The sequence below is a fragment of the Streptomyces sp. NPDC054765 genome, from assembly GCF_053612065.1.
Genome location: NZ_JBSHBP010000002.1, coordinates 281,045 through 297,167 on the forward strand (window position 1 = coordinate 281,045; position 16,123 = coordinate 297,167).

At 70.0% G+C, this 16,123-nt stretch carries 13 protein-coding genes and 2 pseudogenes; 11 read left to right on the plus strand and 4 right to left on the minus strand.

The features are described 5' to 3' along the window. Positions 1-51: 51 nt before the first annotated feature. The 8 genes and pseudogenes from ACWGJY_RS02885 (at position 52) to ACWGJY_RS02920 (ending at position 8,110) form a co-directional block, all read left to right on the plus strand. Positions 52-357, plus strand: a complete 306-nt coding sequence (locus tag ACWGJY_RS02885; RefSeq protein WP_453259010.1) for a hypothetical protein — start codon at positions 52-54, stop codon at positions 355-357. A 209-nt stretch (positions 358-566) separates the two neighbouring features. Continuing rightward, complete coding sequence (locus ACWGJY_RS02890) at positions 567-1,877, plus strand: acyl-CoA dehydrogenase family protein (protein WP_453259051.1); 1,311 nt, start codon at positions 567-569, stop codon at positions 1,875-1,877. Next, a complete protein-coding gene (locus ACWGJY_RS02895) occupies positions 1,874-3,001 on the plus strand; it encodes a bifunctional MaoC family dehydratase N-terminal/OB-fold nucleic acid binding domain-containing protein (RefSeq protein WP_453259011.1) in 1,128 nt (375 codons plus the stop codon). The genes ACWGJY_RS02890 and ACWGJY_RS02895 overlap by 4 nt, the downstream gene beginning before the upstream one ends. A 1-nt stretch (position 3,002) precedes the next feature. Continuing rightward, positions 3,003-4,316, plus strand: a complete 1,314-nt coding sequence (locus ACWGJY_RS02900; RefSeq protein ID WP_453259012.1) for an acyl-CoA dehydrogenase family protein — start codon at positions 3,003-3,005, stop codon at positions 4,314-4,316. Continuing rightward, positions 4,303-4,695 (plus strand): annotated as a pseudogene (locus ACWGJY_RS02905) (MaoC family dehydratase); the annotation flags it as partial. The gene ACWGJY_RS02900 and the pseudogene ACWGJY_RS02905, both read left to right, overlap by 14 nt. 80 nt (positions 4,696-4,775) lie before the next feature. Further along, positions 4,776-5,942 carry a lipid-transfer protein gene (locus ACWGJY_RS02910; protein WP_453259013.1) on the plus strand — a complete coding sequence of 389 codons (1,167 nt, stop codon included), beginning with the start codon at positions 4,776-4,778 and terminating at the stop codon, positions 5,940-5,942. A 238-nt stretch (positions 5,943-6,180) separates the two neighbouring features. Beyond that, positions 6,181-6,717 carry a SigE family RNA polymerase sigma factor gene (locus ACWGJY_RS02915; RefSeq protein WP_453259014.1) on the plus strand — a complete coding sequence of 179 codons (537 nt, stop codon included), beginning with the start codon at positions 6,181-6,183 and terminating at the stop codon, positions 6,715-6,717. A gap of 229 nt (positions 6,718-6,946) precedes the next feature. Continuing rightward, positions 6,947-8,110, plus strand: coding sequence for a methyltransferase domain-containing protein (locus ACWGJY_RS02920; RefSeq protein ID WP_453259015.1), 1,164 nt, complete (start codon positions 6,947-6,949; stop codon positions 8,108-8,110). A gap of 34 nt (positions 8,111-8,144) precedes the next feature. Here ACWGJY_RS02920 and ACWGJY_RS02925 read toward each other — a convergent pair whose 3' ends face one another. Both ACWGJY_RS02925 and ACWGJY_RS02930 read right to left on the minus strand, forming a co-directional pair. After that, complete coding sequence (locus tag ACWGJY_RS02925) at positions 8,145-8,393, minus strand: DUF397 domain-containing protein (protein ID WP_453259016.1); 249 nt, start codon at positions 8,391-8,393, stop codon at positions 8,145-8,147. 11 nt (positions 8,394-8,404) lie between these two features. Further along, a complete protein-coding gene (locus ACWGJY_RS02930) occupies positions 8,405-9,259 on the minus strand; it encodes a helix-turn-helix domain-containing protein (protein WP_453259017.1) in 855 nt (284 codons plus the stop codon). Between the two features lie 112 nt (positions 9,260-9,371). On the opposite strand from ACWGJY_RS02930, the gene ACWGJY_RS02935 reads away from it, so the two are divergent. The 3 genes from ACWGJY_RS02935 to ACWGJY_RS02945 all read left to right on the plus strand — a co-directional run bounded on the left by ACWGJY_RS02935 (position 9,372) and on the right by ACWGJY_RS02945 (position 11,919). Then, positions 9,372-9,785: an ATP-binding protein gene (locus ACWGJY_RS02935; RefSeq protein ID WP_453259018.1), complete on the plus strand. Its 414-nt coding sequence runs from the start codon at positions 9,372-9,374 to the stop codon at positions 9,783-9,785. A gap of 314 nt (positions 9,786-10,099) precedes the next feature. Continuing rightward, positions 10,100-11,269 carry a hypothetical protein gene (locus tag ACWGJY_RS02940; protein WP_453259019.1) on the plus strand — a complete coding sequence of 390 codons (1,170 nt, stop codon included), beginning with the start codon at positions 10,100-10,102 and terminating at the stop codon, positions 11,267-11,269. A gap of 383 nt (positions 11,270-11,652) precedes the next feature. Then, positions 11,653-11,919 (plus strand): hypothetical protein, encoded by a 267-nt coding sequence (locus ACWGJY_RS02945; protein ID WP_453259020.1) that lies wholly within the window; start codon positions 11,653-11,655, stop codon positions 11,917-11,919. Between the two features lie 728 nt (positions 11,920-12,647). Here ACWGJY_RS02945 and ACWGJY_RS02950 read toward each other — a convergent pair. Then, positions 12,648-13,097 (minus strand): annotated as a pseudogene (locus tag ACWGJY_RS02950) (response regulator); the annotation flags it as partial. Continuing rightward, on the minus strand, positions 13,094-16,123 hold a 3,030-nt coding region (locus tag ACWGJY_RS02955; protein ID WP_453259021.1), incomplete at its 5' end, for a HAMP domain-containing protein. The gene ACWGJY_RS02955 and the pseudogene ACWGJY_RS02950, both read right to left, overlap by 4 nt.

The following is a 16,123-nucleotide window of genomic DNA, read 5'->3' on the forward strand; positions in this document are numbered from 1 at the left end:
CAAGCGGAGTTCCAGCGATCCAGAAGTCGTGTTCCGTAGGAGGAATCAGACATGGCAAGCACCCGTGCCGCCCGCGTCATCGCCCTTGCGGCCGCACCGCCCCTTGCGGCTGCACTCTTCACCGGCGTGGCGCAGGCCGATAACGGCGGCCTTGCGAACAACGGGTCGAGCTCGGCGGCCACGAGCCAGACGGGGACCGGAGTCGGCGGCAGCAACCTCGGCAACTCGACCACCGGTCAGCAGGTCGCCAACGGCGCCGGCGCCTCCAATCAGAACAACACCGCGAGCGTGAACGGCTCCGGCCCCACGCGCATCGACCAGAGCAACGCCACCGTCAACTTCACCAAGCTCTGGTGACCCGGCCCGCCGCAAGGGGAAGCGGCGGCTGACCGAGGGGTGATACGTCAGGGCCGGTACGGAGAGAATGGGGCTTCTCCGGAGTTCACTGCGCCGACCTTGACAGCGAGCGGGTTTCTGACGGACAGTCAGAAACCCGCTCGCTCGTTCGTATGCCCGCAACCGTTCTGTGCACCGGGCGTACGGCCATCAGAAGGGGAGCCGCCGACGTGCACCTCGCCCCCACCGCGCGACAGGAGCAGTTGCGCACCGAACTGCGGGCGTACTTCCGCGAGTTGCTGCCGGACGGGCCGGTCCAGGACCCCGCGGCGCAGCGTGCGGTGCTACGCCGGATCGGTGCCGACAGCATGCTGGGCCTGGGCTGGCCGACCGCGTACGGAGGGCAGGGGCGCGGTCCCGACGAGCAGTTCGTGTTCTTCGACGAGGCGTACCGCGCGGGCGCCCCGGTCTCGATGGTCACCCTCAACACCGTTGGCCCGACCCTGATGAAGTACGGCACCCAGCGGCAGAAGGACTCCTTCCTGCCACGGATTCTCAGTGGCGAGCTGGTCTTCGCGATCGGCTATACGGAACCCGAGGCCGGCACCGACCTCGCCGCGCTCCGCACCCGCGCGGTGCGACAAGCGGGGGGCGTCGAGGGGCGCGGCGCCGGCTCGGGCCAGGGTCCCGGCTCGGGCCCCGGCCGTGTCCCGGGCCCCGCCTCCGGTCCCGGCTCCGGTCCCGGTCCCGCCTCCGGTCCCGGCTCCGCCTCCTCCCCCGGCGAGCCCGACGCCCGCGACACCCACTGGCTGATCAACGGCGTCAAGAGCTTCACCAGCAATGCCCAGCAGGCCGACTGGATCTGGCTCGCCTGCCGGACCGATCCCGACGCGCCCAAGCACAAGGGCATCTCGATCATCCTCGTGCCCACCGGCGCACCCGGCTTCTCCTGGACGCCGATCGAGACGGTCGGCGGGCTGACGACCACCGCCACGTACTACGACGGCGTACGCGTCCCGGCCGGGAATCTCGTCGGCGAGGAGAACGCCGGGTGGCAGCTGATCACCAATCAGCTCAACCATGAACGTGTGGCGCTGGCCGCGATCGGGATGCAGGCCGAGGACGCCTTCGACGCGGCGCTGGCCCATGCCCGTACGCCGGAACCGGAGACCGGCGAGCGGCCCGCCGACCGCCCTTGGGTGCGGTCCCGGCTCGCCGAGGCGCACGCCCGGCTGGCCGCCACCCGGCTGCTGAACTGGCGGCTGGTCGGCGATGTGGGCGCCGGGACGCTGACGCCCGGCGACGCCGGCGGGGTGAAGTTCGCCGGCACGGAGAGCACCGTCGAGGTCTACCGGATGTGCCAGGAGGTGGTGGGCGACGCCGCCCTGGTGCGGGCCGGTTCGCCGGGCGCCTTCGGGGACGGCGAGCTGGAGCGGATGAACCGTGCGGCGCAGATCAACACCTTCGGGGGCGGAGTGAGCGAGGTCCAGCGGGAGATCGTCGCGACGATGCGGCTGGGGATGCGAAGGGGGCGGCGATGAGCGCGGAGCGGCTCACCCACGAGCACGAGGGGCCTACCCACGAGGGGCCGACCCACGAGCTGCTCACCCACGAGCGGCTCAAGGCCTTCGAGGGCCGGCCGGCCGCGACCGCCGGCGTGGGAAAGGACCTGGTCAACGGGCCGATGATCAGGCACTGGTGCGAGGCCGTGGGCGACACCAACCCCGCCTACCAAGGGCCGGACGCCGTCGCTCCGCCGACCATGCTCCAGGCCTGGACGATGGGCGGCCTCTCCGGCCACACCGACCGCTCGGGGGCGTACGACGAACTGTCCGGACTGCTGGACGGCGCCGGCTACACCTCCGTGGTCGCCACCGACTGCGAGCAGGAGTATCTGCGGCCGCTGCGGTCCGGCGAGCGGATCACCTTCGACGCGGTGATCGAGTCGGTCTCGGAGCTCAAGACGACGAAGCTGGGGACGGGGCACTTCATCACGACCCGGATGGACGTCCGCGCGGACGGCGAACCGGCCGGCACGCACCGCTTCCGGATCCTCAAATACGCCCCGCCGGTGCGGACGCCCAAGCCCCCGGCCGAACCGCCGACCCCTTCCCGGCAGTCCGAGACGCCCCAGCAGTCCAAGATGCTCGACGCACCTCAGCAGCCCGAAGTCCGGCGGCGCGAAGTCCGGCGGCCCCGCCCCGTCATCAACCGCGACAACGCCGGCTTCTGGGAGGGCGTCCGCGGGCACCGGCTGCTGATCCAGCGCTGCACCGGATGCCGGGCGCTGCGTTTTCCCTGGCTGCCGGGGTGCAATGCTTGCGGGTCGCCGGAGTGGGACACCGTCGAGGCGAGCGGTGAGGGCACGGTCTTCTCCTATGTTGTGATGCACCATCCGCCCTTCCCCGCGTTCACGCTGCCCGAGCCCGGCGGGGAGACGCCGGAGCCCCCGGGCCCTTCCCCGGACGCGCCCGGCTCCGACGCCGTCGGCCCCTACGCGGTCGGGCTGATCGCGCTGGCGGAGGGGGTGCGGATCGTCAGCAATGTCGTCGGCGTGCCCTACGACAAGGTGCGGATCGGGATGCCGGTACGGCTTGAATTCCTGCGTACGGACGAGGAGTTGGAGCTGCCGGTCTTCCGTGCGGCAGAGGGCGGTGAGGGGTGAGATGGACTTCACGCCCACCCCGGAACAGGCGGCGGCCCGTGAGCTGGCGGCGCGGATATTCGGCGACCTGGCCACACCGGACCGCCTCGGCGCCTGCGGCAGCGGCACGGACGCCGCACTGTGGAAGGCGCTGTGCGCGGCCGGACTGCCCGGCGCCGTGGAGGAGACCGGGCTGCTCGGACTCGTACTGATGCTGGAGGAACAGGGGCGTACGACGGCGCAGGTACCGTTCGCCGCGACCTGCGTGTACGGCGTGCTGGCGATCGGTGCGTACGGGGACCAGGAACAGCGGGCGCGGCTGCTGCCGGCGCTGCGGGACGGCGAAGCGGTCGCCACCGGGGCCTTCCCGGCGCGGCGGGGCGGCGTACGGGCCGAGGGGGCGGCGGACGGCACGGCGGACGGCACGGCGAACGGTAGGGGGCGGCTGACCGGCACCGTCCCGGTGGTGCCGTGGCTGCGCGAGGCCACCCATGTGCTGGTGCCGGACGGGACGACGCACACGCTGTGGCTCGTACGCACCGACGACACCGGGGTACGGCGGGACCCGGTCGACACCACCGCACCGTGGTCGGCGGGCCGGCTCACCCTGGATGACGCCCCTGCCGAATCGCTGGGCGGACACATTTCAGACGCCCATACAGGTACCCGCACAGACGCACATACAGGTACCCGCACAGGCGCCCATACAGACGCCCACACAGACACCCGCACAGGCACCTACGCCTGCGCCTACGCCGATGTCCTGGCCCTCGCCCGCACCGCCTTCGCCGGTCTCCAGGCCGGGGTCTGCGCCGGTTCCCTGGCCCGTGCGGTGTCCCACACCACCACCCGTGAGCAGTTCGGCCGCCCGCTCTGTACGAACCAGGGCGTGCAGCTGCGCGCCGCCGACGCCTACATGGACACCGAGGCGATCCGCGTCACCGCCTACGAGGCGGCCTGGCGCCGGGACGCGGGCCTGGACGCCGGTCCGCATGCGCTGACCGCGGCCTGGTGGGCGTCCGAGGCGGGCACCCGCGTGGTGCACACCGGCCAGCATCTGCACGGCGGTATCGGCGCCGACGTGGACCACCCCGTCCACCGGCACTTCCTGTGGGGCAGGCAGCTGGCCGGATACCTGGGGTCGGGTGCCGAAGTCCTGGACGAATTGGGTGAGTTGCTCGCATGGCGGGACGGAAGGGCCGGTCCGGACGCGCCACCCGCGCCACCCGCACCACCCCAGCCGTCCCAGCCGTCCCAGCCGTCCCAGCCGTCCCAGCCGTCCCAGCCGTCCGAGCCACCCCGGCGGCCCGAAAGGAGCCCGTATGAAGGCCGGTGACGAGCTGCCGCCCCTCACCCTCCCCGTCACCCGCACCCTGATCATCGCCGGAGCGCTCGCCTCCCGCGACTACCAGGACGTGCACCACGACACCGCGGCAGCTCAGGAGAAGGGCTCCCCGGACATCTTCATGAACATCCTCACCACCAACGGGCTCGTCGGCCGCTACATCACCGACCACTTCGGGTCGCGCTGCACCCTGCGCAAGGTCGCCATCCGCCTCGGCGCCCCCAACTACCCCGGAGACACCATGGTGTTGAGCGGAACCGTCATCGAGGTGGCGGACGGCACGGCGGTGGTGCGGGTCGTCGGAGCGAACGGCATCGGCCACCACGTCACCGGCACGGTGACCGTAAGCCTCCCGGAGGGCACCGCAAGCCTCCCGGAGGGCGCGGTAGGCCTCCCGGAGGGCACCGCAAGCCTCCCGGAGGGCGCGGTAAGCCTCCCGGAGGGCACGGCATGAGCGTCCACCGCCCCGACTCCCTCGGCGGCCGGGCCGCCATCGCCGGCATCGGCGCGACCGAGTTCTCCAAGGACTCCGGCCGCAGCGAACTGACGCTCGCCGTCGAGGCCGTACGCGCCGCCCTCGACGACGCCGGGCTGACCCCCGCGGACGTCGACGGCCTGGTGACCTTCACCATGGACACGAACCCCGAGATCACCGTCGCGCAGGCGGCCGGCATCGGCGAGCTGTCCTTCTTCTCACGTGTCCACTACGGGGGCGGCGCGGCCTGCGCCACCATCCAGCAGGCGGCCCTGGCGGTCGCCACCGGCATCGCCGAAGTCGTCGTCTGCTACCGCGCGTTCAACGAGCGATCCGGCCGCCGCTTCGGCTCCGGCGTACAGCAGCGCGAGCCCACCGCCGAGGGCGCGGCGCTCGGCTGGAACCTCCCCTTCGGCCTGCTCACCCCCGCCTCCTGGGTCGCCATGGCCGCCCAGCGTTACCTGCACACCTACGGCCTGACCCCGGACGCCTTCGGGCCGGTCGCGGTCACCGACCGCCGCCACGCCGCCCGCAACCCGGCCGCGTACTTCTACGGCAAGCCCATCACCCTCGCCGACCATGCCGCCTCGCGCTGGATCGTGGAGCCGCTGCGGCTGCTGGACTGCTGCCAGGAGACGGACGGTGCCCAGGCGATCGTGGTGACCTCGCCCGAGCGGGCCCGCGCGCTGCCCCACCCACCGGCGCTGATCACGGCCGCGGCGCAGGGTGCGGGCCGCGCCCAGGAGCAGATGACCAGCTTCTACCGCGACGACCTGACCGGCCTCCCGGAAATGAACGTCGTCGCCCGCCAGCTCTGGCGCACCGCCGCCCTCACCCCCGCCGATATCGATGTCGCCATCCTCTACGACCACTTCACCCCGTTCGTGCTGATGCAGCTGGAGGAGTTCGGCTTCTGCGCCCCGGGCGAGGCCGCGGACTTCGTCGCCGCGGACACCCTCCCCCTCAACACCCACGGCGGCCAGCTCGGCGAGGCCTACCTGCACGGCATGAACGGCATCGCCGAGGCCGTCCGCCAGCTCCGCGGCACCTCCGTCAACCAGGCCGGCCGCCCCGCCCGTGTCCTGGTCACGGCCGGGACCGGCGTCCCGACCTCGGGGCTGATCCTGGGCGCGGACGGTTGAGTGCCCCGACCGCCGGCGCGGACCATAGCTCATAGCTCATAGCTCATAGCTCATAGCTCATAGCTCATAGCTCATTGTTTATTGTTCATGGCTCATGACTCATGGAACTCAGGGGAACACGACGGCCCGTCCCCCCAGAGGAGGTGGGGCAAGCCCTACCCGTACAACTTGAGACGGATGGGGCTTCGGCACCTTGGGGCGATCCCCCCGCACCACCCTCGCTTCTAGCGTGGTCCACATGACCACGCCAGTGTGCACAAGCGCTTCGACCGCCGCTGTGTTCCCGACGTTCTCGTCCTATGTACGGGCCCGGGGGCCGGTCCTGCTGCGCACTGCGCGGTCGCTGTCCGCCAACCCGAACGACGCCGAGGACCTCCTCCAGACCGCGCTGACCAAGACCTTCGTGGCCTGGGACCGCATCGAGGACCACCGCGCCCTGGACGGCTACGTCCGCCGCGCGCTGATCAACACCCGCACCTCCCAGTGGCGCAAGCGCAAGGTCGACGAATTCGCCGTCGACGAGCTGCCGGAGCCGGACCCGCTGCCGGTGCCCGACCCGGCCGAACTTCAGGGATTGCGTGACGCGATGTGGCGCGCGGTGATGCGCCTGCCCGCCCGCCAGCGGGCCATGGTCGTCCTCAGGTATTACGAGGATCTCAGCGAGGCCCAGACCGCGGAGGTCATGGAGGTCTCTATCGGCACGGTCAAGAGCGCCGTCTCCCGCGCCCTGGCCAAACTCAGGGAGGACCCGGAGCTTGCCATGATCTCGGCCTGATCTGGACACCGAGTGCGGCCCACCCGGGCGCGCCCGGTGCATGCACCCTCTGCGCCCTTCCACCGCTTCTCAGGCCGGCCATACGCTCTCTGTGGCTTTGGCTCTATCCGGCGAAGGGGGACGAAGTGGGCAAGCATCGCAGTCCGATCGGAGAGGACGGACAGCAGCCGGGCCGACCGATCCCACCGGCCCCGGAGCCGACTCCGCCGCCGAAACCCGAGCAGGCCCGTTGAACTCGCACCCGGTGCCGGACGAAGCCATCAGCGATCTGCTGGACGAGATCGCCGAAGTGCTCGGTTCCTCCGTCCCCGCCCCTCTGCGCGCGGCCCTGCAGGCCGTTCCTCGCCCTCTCTTTCTGCCGCCCACAGTGTGGTTGCGTGACGGAAAGGGCAGTTACGAGCCGTGCGACCGGGATCAGGACCCCGATCGCTGGTGGAGCACGGCCTACCGTGACGCCCCCCTGGTCACCCAGTTCACCGAGCTTTCCGACGGCGACACGGTGCCGTCCTCCTCCGCGTCGATGCCCAGCATGGTCGTACGGATGCTGAGGGACCTCGACGTGCAGCTGGACGTGCAGCCGGGACACCGCGTACTGGAGATCGGCACCGGTACCGGATTCAATGCGGCCCTCCTCTCCTTCCTCTTCGGTGCCGAGAACGTGACCTCGCTCGAAGTCGACCCCCGGCTGGCCCGCGAGGCTCAGCGGGCGCTGAAGGCGAGCGGGCAGCGGCCGGAGGTGGTCTGTGCGGACGGCGCGGACGGTTGGCGGCCGAACGCGCCCTACGACCGGATCATCGCCACCTGCTCCGTCAGGACCGTGCCGCTCCCTTGGCTGGAGCAGACCGTGACCGGTGGCCGCCTCGTCATCCCGTGGGACACCCCGTGGTGCAATTTCGGGACTCTCATCGCCACGAAGCAGGCCGACGGAACCGCCGAGGGCTCGCTCGCCCCGTACGGCTCGTTCATGCTCATGCGCGCCCAGCAGGTCGACGCGGAACTACGGGGCGCCATCCGTCACGAGGGTCGGGAGCCCGAGCGTTCCACGACGGGACTGTCCCCCTGGGCAGTTGCCGGGCAGGACCTCGATGCGCAGATGTATATCGGCCTACGGGTGCCGGGAGTCTGGCATGTGTGGGACACCGAGGCGGAAGAGGCCCATACGCGACTGTGGCTGGCCGACGGCCAGGCGGCCGGCTGGGCCTGCGTGGACTACGACGGACGGCAGACGGCGGCTTTCGCGGTGGCCCAGCACGGCGCGAGGAAGCTGTGGGACGAGGTTGCCCAGGCCTACGAGGAGTACGTGACCGCCGGCCGCCCCGGCGTGCACAGACACCGGCTGCGCATTTCCCCCGACGGCCGGAGCACGCGCCACGAGGTGAGCCTCCTGACCTGATCTCTGACCAAGGCGGCCGAGGTCCTGAGCTGACTCAGCCCTCGGCGGCGGCGTAGGCGACGAAGTCTGCCCAGGCGGCGGGGCGCAGGTGGAGCTGTGGGCCGTGGGGGTTCTTGGAGTCGCGGATGCGGATGGTGTCGGGGGTGGTGGCGACTTCGAGGCATTCGTTGCTGTTGCTGTCGCCGCTGTAGCTGCTCTTCTGCCAGGCGACTTCGACGCAGTCGTGGCCGTTGCTGCTGTCGCTGTAGCTGCTCTTCGTCCACTCCAGCTCAGAAACGTTCACCGCAGAGGGCTTCAGGGGCATGTCTCTCCCAGCGCTTTTTCGATGAAGGCCAGCGACTCCCGGGGGGTGAGTGCCTGGGCCCGGATGATGCCATAGCGCAGCTCAAGGACTCGGATCTCTTTCGGGTCGGTCAGCGGACGGCTGGTGACCTGGCCCTCGTCACGCCCCACCGCTGAGCCATCTCCGAACTTCAGCGCCTGGATCCGACCGCCCATCCCGGCGTGATCGTCGCAGTCGGTCGGCATCACCTGGATTTCGACGTTCCGCAACTGACCCACCTCCAACAGGCGTTCGAGCTGCCGACGCAGAACCATTCTGCCCCCTACGGGGCGACGAAGCGTCACTTCTTCCTGGACGAAAGTGAGCGATGGTGCGGGTGAGCGCTCGAAGATGGACCGCCGTGCCATGCGCGCGGCCACCATCCGTTCCACTTCGTCTTGCGAGTAGGCAGGACGCCACGTTTGGATCAGCGCCCGCGCATACTCCTTCGTCTGCAGTAATCCGTGCGGGTTGTGGTTGCCGTACGCGCCGAGTTCGACTGCCTTCGCCTCCAGCTTGGCCAGGTCCCGGACTTTCTTGGGGTAAGTGGCTTGTTCCATGTCCTTCTTCATCGCGGCGATCTTGCCGCCTGCTCCCAGCGCTTCGTCTGCCTTGTCGAGGAACTCCGGGCGGGGAATACGCGCACCCCGCTCGATCTTGTAGATCAGGTTCTCCCCGTACCCCAGGGCCGCACCGAACTCCGCTGGGCGCAGGCCCGCAGCCTTACGCCAGAGTTTCAACTGACGGCCGACCGCCTCGACGAGGGCTTGTGTTTCGTCTTCCGGATCGACGTCCCAACCCGCCTCGTCCGCTCCGTCAATATTCATCCGCTCCCACCTCCTGGACAGCGGGGACACTCCTGGACAACGCCAGGACAGTCACCGTGCGTACCGGCCGTAGCACTGTTCAGCGTAAGCACGCCCGACCACGCTGAGTGACATGAATCAGGAAATTGCCGAGCACAAGCTGCAGTTCACGGTCCAGCTCTCCGCCACCCGCCGGGGCGCGCGCCTCGCACGGCTCCTTGCCACCGAACAACTCCGCTCCTGGGGCGTGCCGTTCGAATCACCGGCGCAGGTCATCGCCGAGCTGGCCGCGAACGCCGCGACGCACGGACGCGTACCGGGCCGGGACTTCCGCCTCGCCGTCCTGTCCGACGCGGACACGCTCCGTATCGAGGTGACGGATGCACGCGGTGACCGGCTCCCGGACCCACAGGGCTCAGGCCTGCGGGAATCGGGCCATGGCCTGGTCCTGGTCGACGTGCTCGCCGATCGCTGGGGCACCCGGCAGGGACCGTTCCCCTGCAAGACGGTCTGGGCGGAGTTCGACCTGCCGATGTGGGGCCGGTGAATCGGCCGGCCGCCCGTCAACCGGAGGCCGGAAAACCGTGCTTCGGTGAGCCGCGCGCCGGGGTTTCGGCCCGTAAAAGACCTCATCACCCCAGGTACAGAAACCCACCCCACCCAGCCCAACCGGCCCTGGCCGCACCGCCGTCACTCACTCGGGTGATCCACGACCGGAAGACTGGCCTCCGCGGCCTCCGTCCGTGCACTCTCGGTAATGACACCCCGAAAACCCGCATCCACCCGCACACATGCGACGGCCCCCGGCCGGGACTGGCATCCCGATCGAGGGCCTGACCAACGAGGAAGAGACGCTTCCTGATGGCTGAGCAAAAGCTTAATGCGCCTGCGCGCGACCGGTACGAGATTCGGCGATCCCCGTCCGGCGTCCGCAAAGTCACCGAATTCCAGGACCCCGGCTACACGATCGTCGGCAACCACCTCGCCCAGCACCGCTCCCTGTCGGGCCTGGCGATCGGGCTTGCCGCCCACATCCAGTCGCTGCCCGAGGGCGCGCCGGTCGACATCCGTACGCTCGCGAAGAGGTTCCCCGAGGGCCGCGACCGCATCGCCGCCGCCTTACGGGAGTTGGAGGCGCACGGCTATCTCGAACGGGTCCGACGGCGCACCGATGACGGGCGGGTGGTCACGGTCACGATCTCGTACAACAACCCCGAAGCCACCCGCGCCCGCCGCGCCCGCGAGGCCGCCGAGCAGGCCAAACGCCGCGCTGCTGTCGAACCGCCCCCTGCTGTCCCGGCCCCGACCTCGGCCCTGGCTCCGGCCTCGGCTCCGGCCTCGGCCCCGGCCTCGGCCCCGACCCCGGCCCCGACCTCGGCCCCGACCTCGGCCCCGATCTCAGACCCGACCCCGACCCCGACCCCGGCCCCGGCTTCGGCCCTTGAGCCTCCCCGCCGACCAACCGAGCCCGCACCCCCGCCACGCCGACCGTCAGCGCACCCGCAGCCACCTCAGCCCCGCACCCGCGCGCACCACACCCCGGCCGCCGCCCTCCTGGCGAACCTCCGCCGCGACGACCCCCGCCTCCTGCTCTCCGTACGGGACATCCACCGCCTCACCCCGCCCGTGGCCGCCTGGCTGGAACGCGGCGCGTCCCCGGACGCCGTACGCAGCGCCCTGACCAGCGGCCTCCCACCCACCCTCCACCACCCGGCAGCCTTACTCGCCCACCGCCTCACGGAGCTCTTGCCCCCACCCCTCCCGGCGGCACTCCCCTCCGCCCCCAGGCCCCCGGACCCACCACCGCTCCAAACCTGCGACGGCTGCGAGCGTGCCTTCCGCGCCCCCGTCCCGGGTCTTTGCCGCGACTGCCGCCACCAGGTGAATCAAAAGAGTGAAGAGCCGCACGCAGGAAGTCTCGGTGCGCCGCTGCTCCTGGGTGCGACGCGCCCTGCGGGTCGGGGCGGGCTGTTCGGGCGGCATGAACGCGAGCGTGCCGCATGCACCCGAACTAACTTGCTTGTCGAATAGCAAGTTTGCACCACGGTCGCGGTCGCGGTCGTAGGCTCGGTCGTGGGCTCGGTCCGGTTTTGGGCCGCCATGGACCGTCCGCGCGGACGCTCGTCAAGCCCCCAGCTCACCATCAACCGCCCCACCGCCTGCCCCAATTCGGGGATGTGGTCGGCGAGGTGCTCCTTGTCTAAGGCTCCTCTTGTCCACCGCGCCTCCGGGAGCGCCTCCTTCCCGGCCCCCGGGCACACCGGCCCGAAAAACTTGCCACCTCTGGTGAACGTCTGGCCCGGTGCGCGCATCAAACCTGGTGAACGACGCACAGCTCAGGCGGCTTTCGGCCGCAGCGTCTCTCCAGGAGAGCTGTGCGGAGAACGACCGGAAACCAACCAATGGAGGAATTCATGAAGTCCTGGCGCACTCGTATCGCTCTCGGACTCGCCGTGGGCGCCGCCGCGGTCACCATGCCGCTGACCGCCACGGCCGCTTTCGCCGACACCCAGCCCAATGACGGCTGGGTGCAGGTCGGTGGCGAGTCGTTCGGCTCCTTTCAGCAGTGCGTCGACCAGCTGAAGAGTGACCTGCCGCTGAACCCCAAGTACCACGAGGCCACCTGCCAGAGCGACCCCCAGCCCGGACTCCCCAACTTCTACATTGAGTGGATGCGCTGAGCTTGTTCTCCATGGTCTGACCCTGAACGATTCCCCGGACGTAATCGCTCGTACAAGGATTGCGGGGACGTGAACACGGCCTTCGTCTGGTCATGTGCTCCGACCAAAGAAGCACATGGCCGGCACGAAGGCCGTGGGGGAACGAGTCTGCTGCAACCCGGCGTCCGGCGGGAAGCGTTCGCGGTGGCGTCACGCTTCCGGGACGACCTCTTCGACTGCCCGACCGTGCGCGGGGACACGTTGTGCGAGCTGCATCAGCCACCGCGCCGGTCCCCGACCCTACTCAGTTCTCAGGCCCCCCGGCCCACCATCAACCGCCCCACCGCCTGCTCCAACTCGGCGATGCGGTCGGCCAGGCGGGTCTTGTCGGAGCCCTTGGCGTCGCGCAGGAGGAGTTCCACCTCGGCGAGCTGACCGGCGATTTCCGCGAGGCGGGAGGCGTCGGCGGCGGCGGGTGCGGCGGGCTGCGGGGGCGGCTCGGAAGGCGCCGGGGTCGCGGGGTTCTCCGGGGGAATCGGGGGGTGCGGGGCGGCCGACTGCCGGGGGTGCTGGGGGCGCTGGGGCTGCTGGGGCCCGGGGCGTTCCTGGGCTGCCGGTGCCGAGGTCGTGACCGAGGGGGGTGCCGAGGCCGAGCCCGAGGCGAGGGGCGAGGCGGTGGGCAAGGCCGTTTCCGTCCTGGTCGGCGGCGTCGCCGTGGTGTGCGGGGCCACCTCGTCGCCGGCTTGGTCGTCCGAGGTCAGGAGCCGTTTCAACTGCTCGGCCTGGGCGGCCAGTTGGCGGTTCTTGCGGAAGAGTTCGAGGAAGACATTCACCTTGGTGCGCAGCAGCCAGGGGTCGAACGGCTTGATCAGGAAGTCGGCGGCGCCGACCGTGTAGCCGCGGTAGGCGTAGTTGGGGTCGACCGACGCGCCGGTGAGGAGAATGACCGGGACGTCCTTCGTCTGGTCCAGGCCCTTGATGTTGGCGGCCGTCTCGAAACCGTTCATGCCCGGCATCAGCACATCGATGAGGACGACCGCGAATTCCTCGCGGAGCATGGCCTTGAGGGCCTCTTCGCCGGACCGCGCACGGACCACTTTCTGGGTGAGGGAGCCCAGTACGGCTTCCAGCGCGACGAGGTTCTCCTCCATGTCGTCGACGATGAGGATGCTGGGGGAGGTGTCCGGTGTGGTCGTCATGACTGCTCACCCGTCGTTCCCCGGCCGTCCTGGCCCGTCTCCTCGCCGGCGCCGCCGCCCTTGCCGTCGTCGCCGCCATCGTCGCCGTTCCGGGGGTCCAGGAGGCCGCAGATCACGGTCAGCAGCCGGTCCACGTCCACCGGTTTGGGGATGTAGTCGTTGGCCCCGCTCTCGATCGCCTTTTCGCGGTCGCCCGGCATGGCCTTCGCGGTGAGCGCGATGACCGGCAGGGCCGCGAATCGAGGTGCATGTCGGATCGCCTTGATCATCTCGTAACCGTCCATTTCGGGCATCATGATGTCCATCAGCACCAGCGAGACGTCCGGCGTCCGGTCGAGGACCTCCAGCCCCTCGCGGCCGTTCTCCGCGTACTTCACGCTGATGCCGACCCGGCCCAGTACGTGCGTGAGCGCGAAGACATTGCGGATGTCGTCGTCGACGATGAGGATCCGGCGATTGGCCAGCACCTCGCCGGGGCGTCCGCTGAGCCAGTCCTTGAGGCGGGTGGTCTCGGGCCAGGTGACATCGCCGCCGTCGGCGGAGTGGCCTCCCAGGTGCGGGGTCTGTTCCTGTGCCCCCTTGGTGGCGAAGACGTCCCCGGACGAGGAGCTGCGTGTGGTGCTCGTGGTGCTCGTGGGGCCGGGGGGTGTGGCCGTGAGCTGTTCGGCGAGGACGGGGCGGGCGGGGCCGGCCTGTGCGGTGCTGTCGGCGGGGCGGGTCGCGGCGGTGGGGCTCGGCGCGGGGAAGGGGCCGGTGTAGCGCGCGGGCACGTACAGGGTGAAGGTCGAGCCGACTCCGGGCTCGCTCTCGGCGAGGATCCGGCCGCCGAGCAGCGCCGCCATGTCGCGGCTGATGGAGAGGCCGAGGCCGGTGCCGCCGTATTTGCGGTTGGTGGTGCCGTCGGACTGCTGGAACGCCTCGAAGATGCCGTCGAGTTTCTCCGGCGGGATGCCGATTCCGGTGTCTTTCACGGAGAGGGCGATGACGTCGTCGGCGGTGCGGAGGGACTCCTCCGCGAAATCCGTGCCCGGTACGCGCCGGACGATGAGTTCCACGCTGCCGGTGGAGGTGAACTTCACCGCGTTGGACAGGAGGTTGCGCAGGATCTGCTGGAGGCGCTGCTCGTCGGAGAACAGTTCCTTGGGGACGTGCTCGCCTACCTGGACGTCGAAGGCGAGGCCGCGGTCGACGGTGAGCGGCTTGAAGGTGGCGCGGACGTAGTCGAGCAGTTTGATCAGCGGCAGGGCCTTGGGGTGGACGTCCATCCGGCCGGCCTCGATCTTCGACAGATCGAGGATGTCGTTGATGAGCTGGAGGAGGTCGGAGCCCGCGCGGTGGATGGTGACGGCGAATTCCACCTCCTGGGTGGAGAGCCGGCCGTCGGGGTTGTCGGCGAGGAGCCGGGAGAGCACCAGCAGGGAGTTCAGCGGGGTGCGCAGCTCATGCGACATGTTCGCCAGGAATTCCGACTTGTACTGGGAGGAGGTGGCGAGGAGGGCCGCCTTCTCCTCCAGCTCGGCGTTGGTCAGCTGGAGCTCGTCGGAGCGCTGGCGCAGCTCGGCGGTGAGCCGCTGGGACTCGGAAAGCAGGGACTCCGTACGGGAGTTGGCGATGATGGTGTTGATCGAGACGCCGATGGTGTTCACGAACTGGTCGATGAAGGCGAGGTGGACCTCGCTGAACCGGCTGAAGGAGGCCAGCTCGATGACGCCGAGCACCTGGTCCTCGAAGAGGATGGGGAGGATGACGATGCTGGCCGGGGCGGCGGCGCCGAGGCCGGAGCTGATGGTGATGTAGTCGGGCGGGACGGCCTCGACGACGATGCGCTTCTTCTCCATGGCGGCCTGGGTGATCAGGCCCCAGCCGGGGGTGCCCAGGCGCAGCCGCGGCAGGGTGCGGCGGCCCTCGGGCTGGCCGGTGCCGTACCCGGCGATCAGCTCCAGGCCTTCGCCCGGTTCGGCACCCGCCTCGGCCAGGAAGAACGCGCCGAACTGCGCGTTCACCAGCGGGGTCAGCTCGCGCAGGATCAGATCGGCGACCTCGACGAGGTCGCGGTGGCCCTGCATCAGACTGGCGATACGGGCGAGGTTGGACTCCAGCCAGTCCTTGGCGCGGGTGGTCTCGCGGAGGTTGGCGACCATCAGATTGACGTTGTTCTTCAGGGCGGCGACCTCGCCCTGGGCGTCCACGGTGATCGAGCCGGACATATCGCCCTGGGTGACCGCGCTGGCCACCTCGGCGATCGCCCGGACCTGTGTCGTCAGGTTCAGTGCCAGCTCATTGACGCTGGTGGTCAGCCGCTTCCAGGTGCCGTAGACGCCCTCGACCCGGGCCTGGCCGCCGAGCTGGCCCTCGCTGCCCACCTCGCGGGCCACCCGGGTCACCTCGGAGGAGAACGAGGAGAGGGTGTCGACCATCGTGTTGATCGTCGTCTTCAGTTCGAGGATCTCGCCGCGGGCATCGACGTCGATCTTCTTGGAGAGGTCACCCTTCGCGACGGCGGTGGCGACCTGGGCGATGTTGCGGACCTGGGACGTCAGGTTGTCGGCCATGGAGTTGACGTTGTCGGTGAGGTTCTTCCAGACACCGGAGACGCCGTGCACCTGGGCGCGGCCGCCGAGCCGGCCTTCGGTGCCGACCTCGCGGGCGACGCGGGTGACCTCGTCCGCGAACGCCCGCAGCTGCTGGACCATCGTGTTGACCGTGTCCTTGAGCTCCAGGATCTCGCCGCGCGCATCCACGTCGATCTTCTTGGACAGATCGCCGTTGGCCACGGCGGTGGTGACCTGGGCGATGTTGCGGACCTGGGATGTCAGGTTGAGCGCCATGAAGTTGACGTTGTCGGTGAGGTCTTTCCAGACCCCGGAGACGTCCCTGACCTGCGCCTGACCGCCCAGGTTTCCTTCGGTGCCGACCTCGCGGGCGACGCGGGTGACCTCGTCGGCGAAGGCGGAGAGCTGGTCGACCATGGTGTTGATCGTCGTCTTCAGCTCCAGGATCTCGCCCCGTGCCTCCACGGTGATACG

What these genes read in the sequence shown, in the direction of transcription:
- ACWGJY_RS02885 (WP_453259010.1), top strand. Translation starts at nt 52, where the DNA reads ATGGCAAGCACCCGTGCCGCCCGCGTCATCGCCCTTGCGGCCGCACCG.
- ACWGJY_RS02895 (WP_453259011.1), top strand. Translation starts at nt 1,874, where the DNA reads ATGAGCGCGGAGCGGCTCACCCACGAGCACGAGGGGCCTACCCACGAG.
- ACWGJY_RS02900 (WP_453259012.1), top strand. Translation starts at nt 3,003, where the DNA reads ATGGACTTCACGCCCACCCCGGAACAGGCGGCGGCCCGTGAGCTGGCG.
- ACWGJY_RS02910 (WP_453259013.1), top strand. Translation starts at nt 4,776, where the DNA reads ATGAGCGTCCACCGCCCCGACTCCCTCGGCGGCCGGGCCGCCATCGCC.
- ACWGJY_RS02915 (WP_453259014.1), top strand. Translation starts at nt 6,181, where the DNA reads ATGACCACGCCAGTGTGCACAAGCGCTTCGACCGCCGCTGTGTTCCCG.
- ACWGJY_RS02930 (WP_453259017.1), bottom strand. Translation starts at nt 9,259, where the DNA reads ATGAATATTGACGGAGCGGACGAGGCGGGTTGGGACGTCGATCCGGAA.
- ACWGJY_RS02935 (WP_453259018.1), top strand. Translation starts at nt 9,372, where the DNA reads ATGAATCAGGAAATTGCCGAGCACAAGCTGCAGTTCACGGTCCAGCTC.
- ACWGJY_RS02940 (WP_453259019.1), top strand. Translation starts at nt 10,100, where the DNA reads ATGGCTGAGCAAAAGCTTAATGCGCCTGCGCGCGACCGGTACGAGATT.
- ACWGJY_RS02945 (WP_453259020.1), top strand. Translation starts at nt 11,653, where the DNA reads ATGAAGTCCTGGCGCACTCGTATCGCTCTCGGACTCGCCGTGGGCGCC.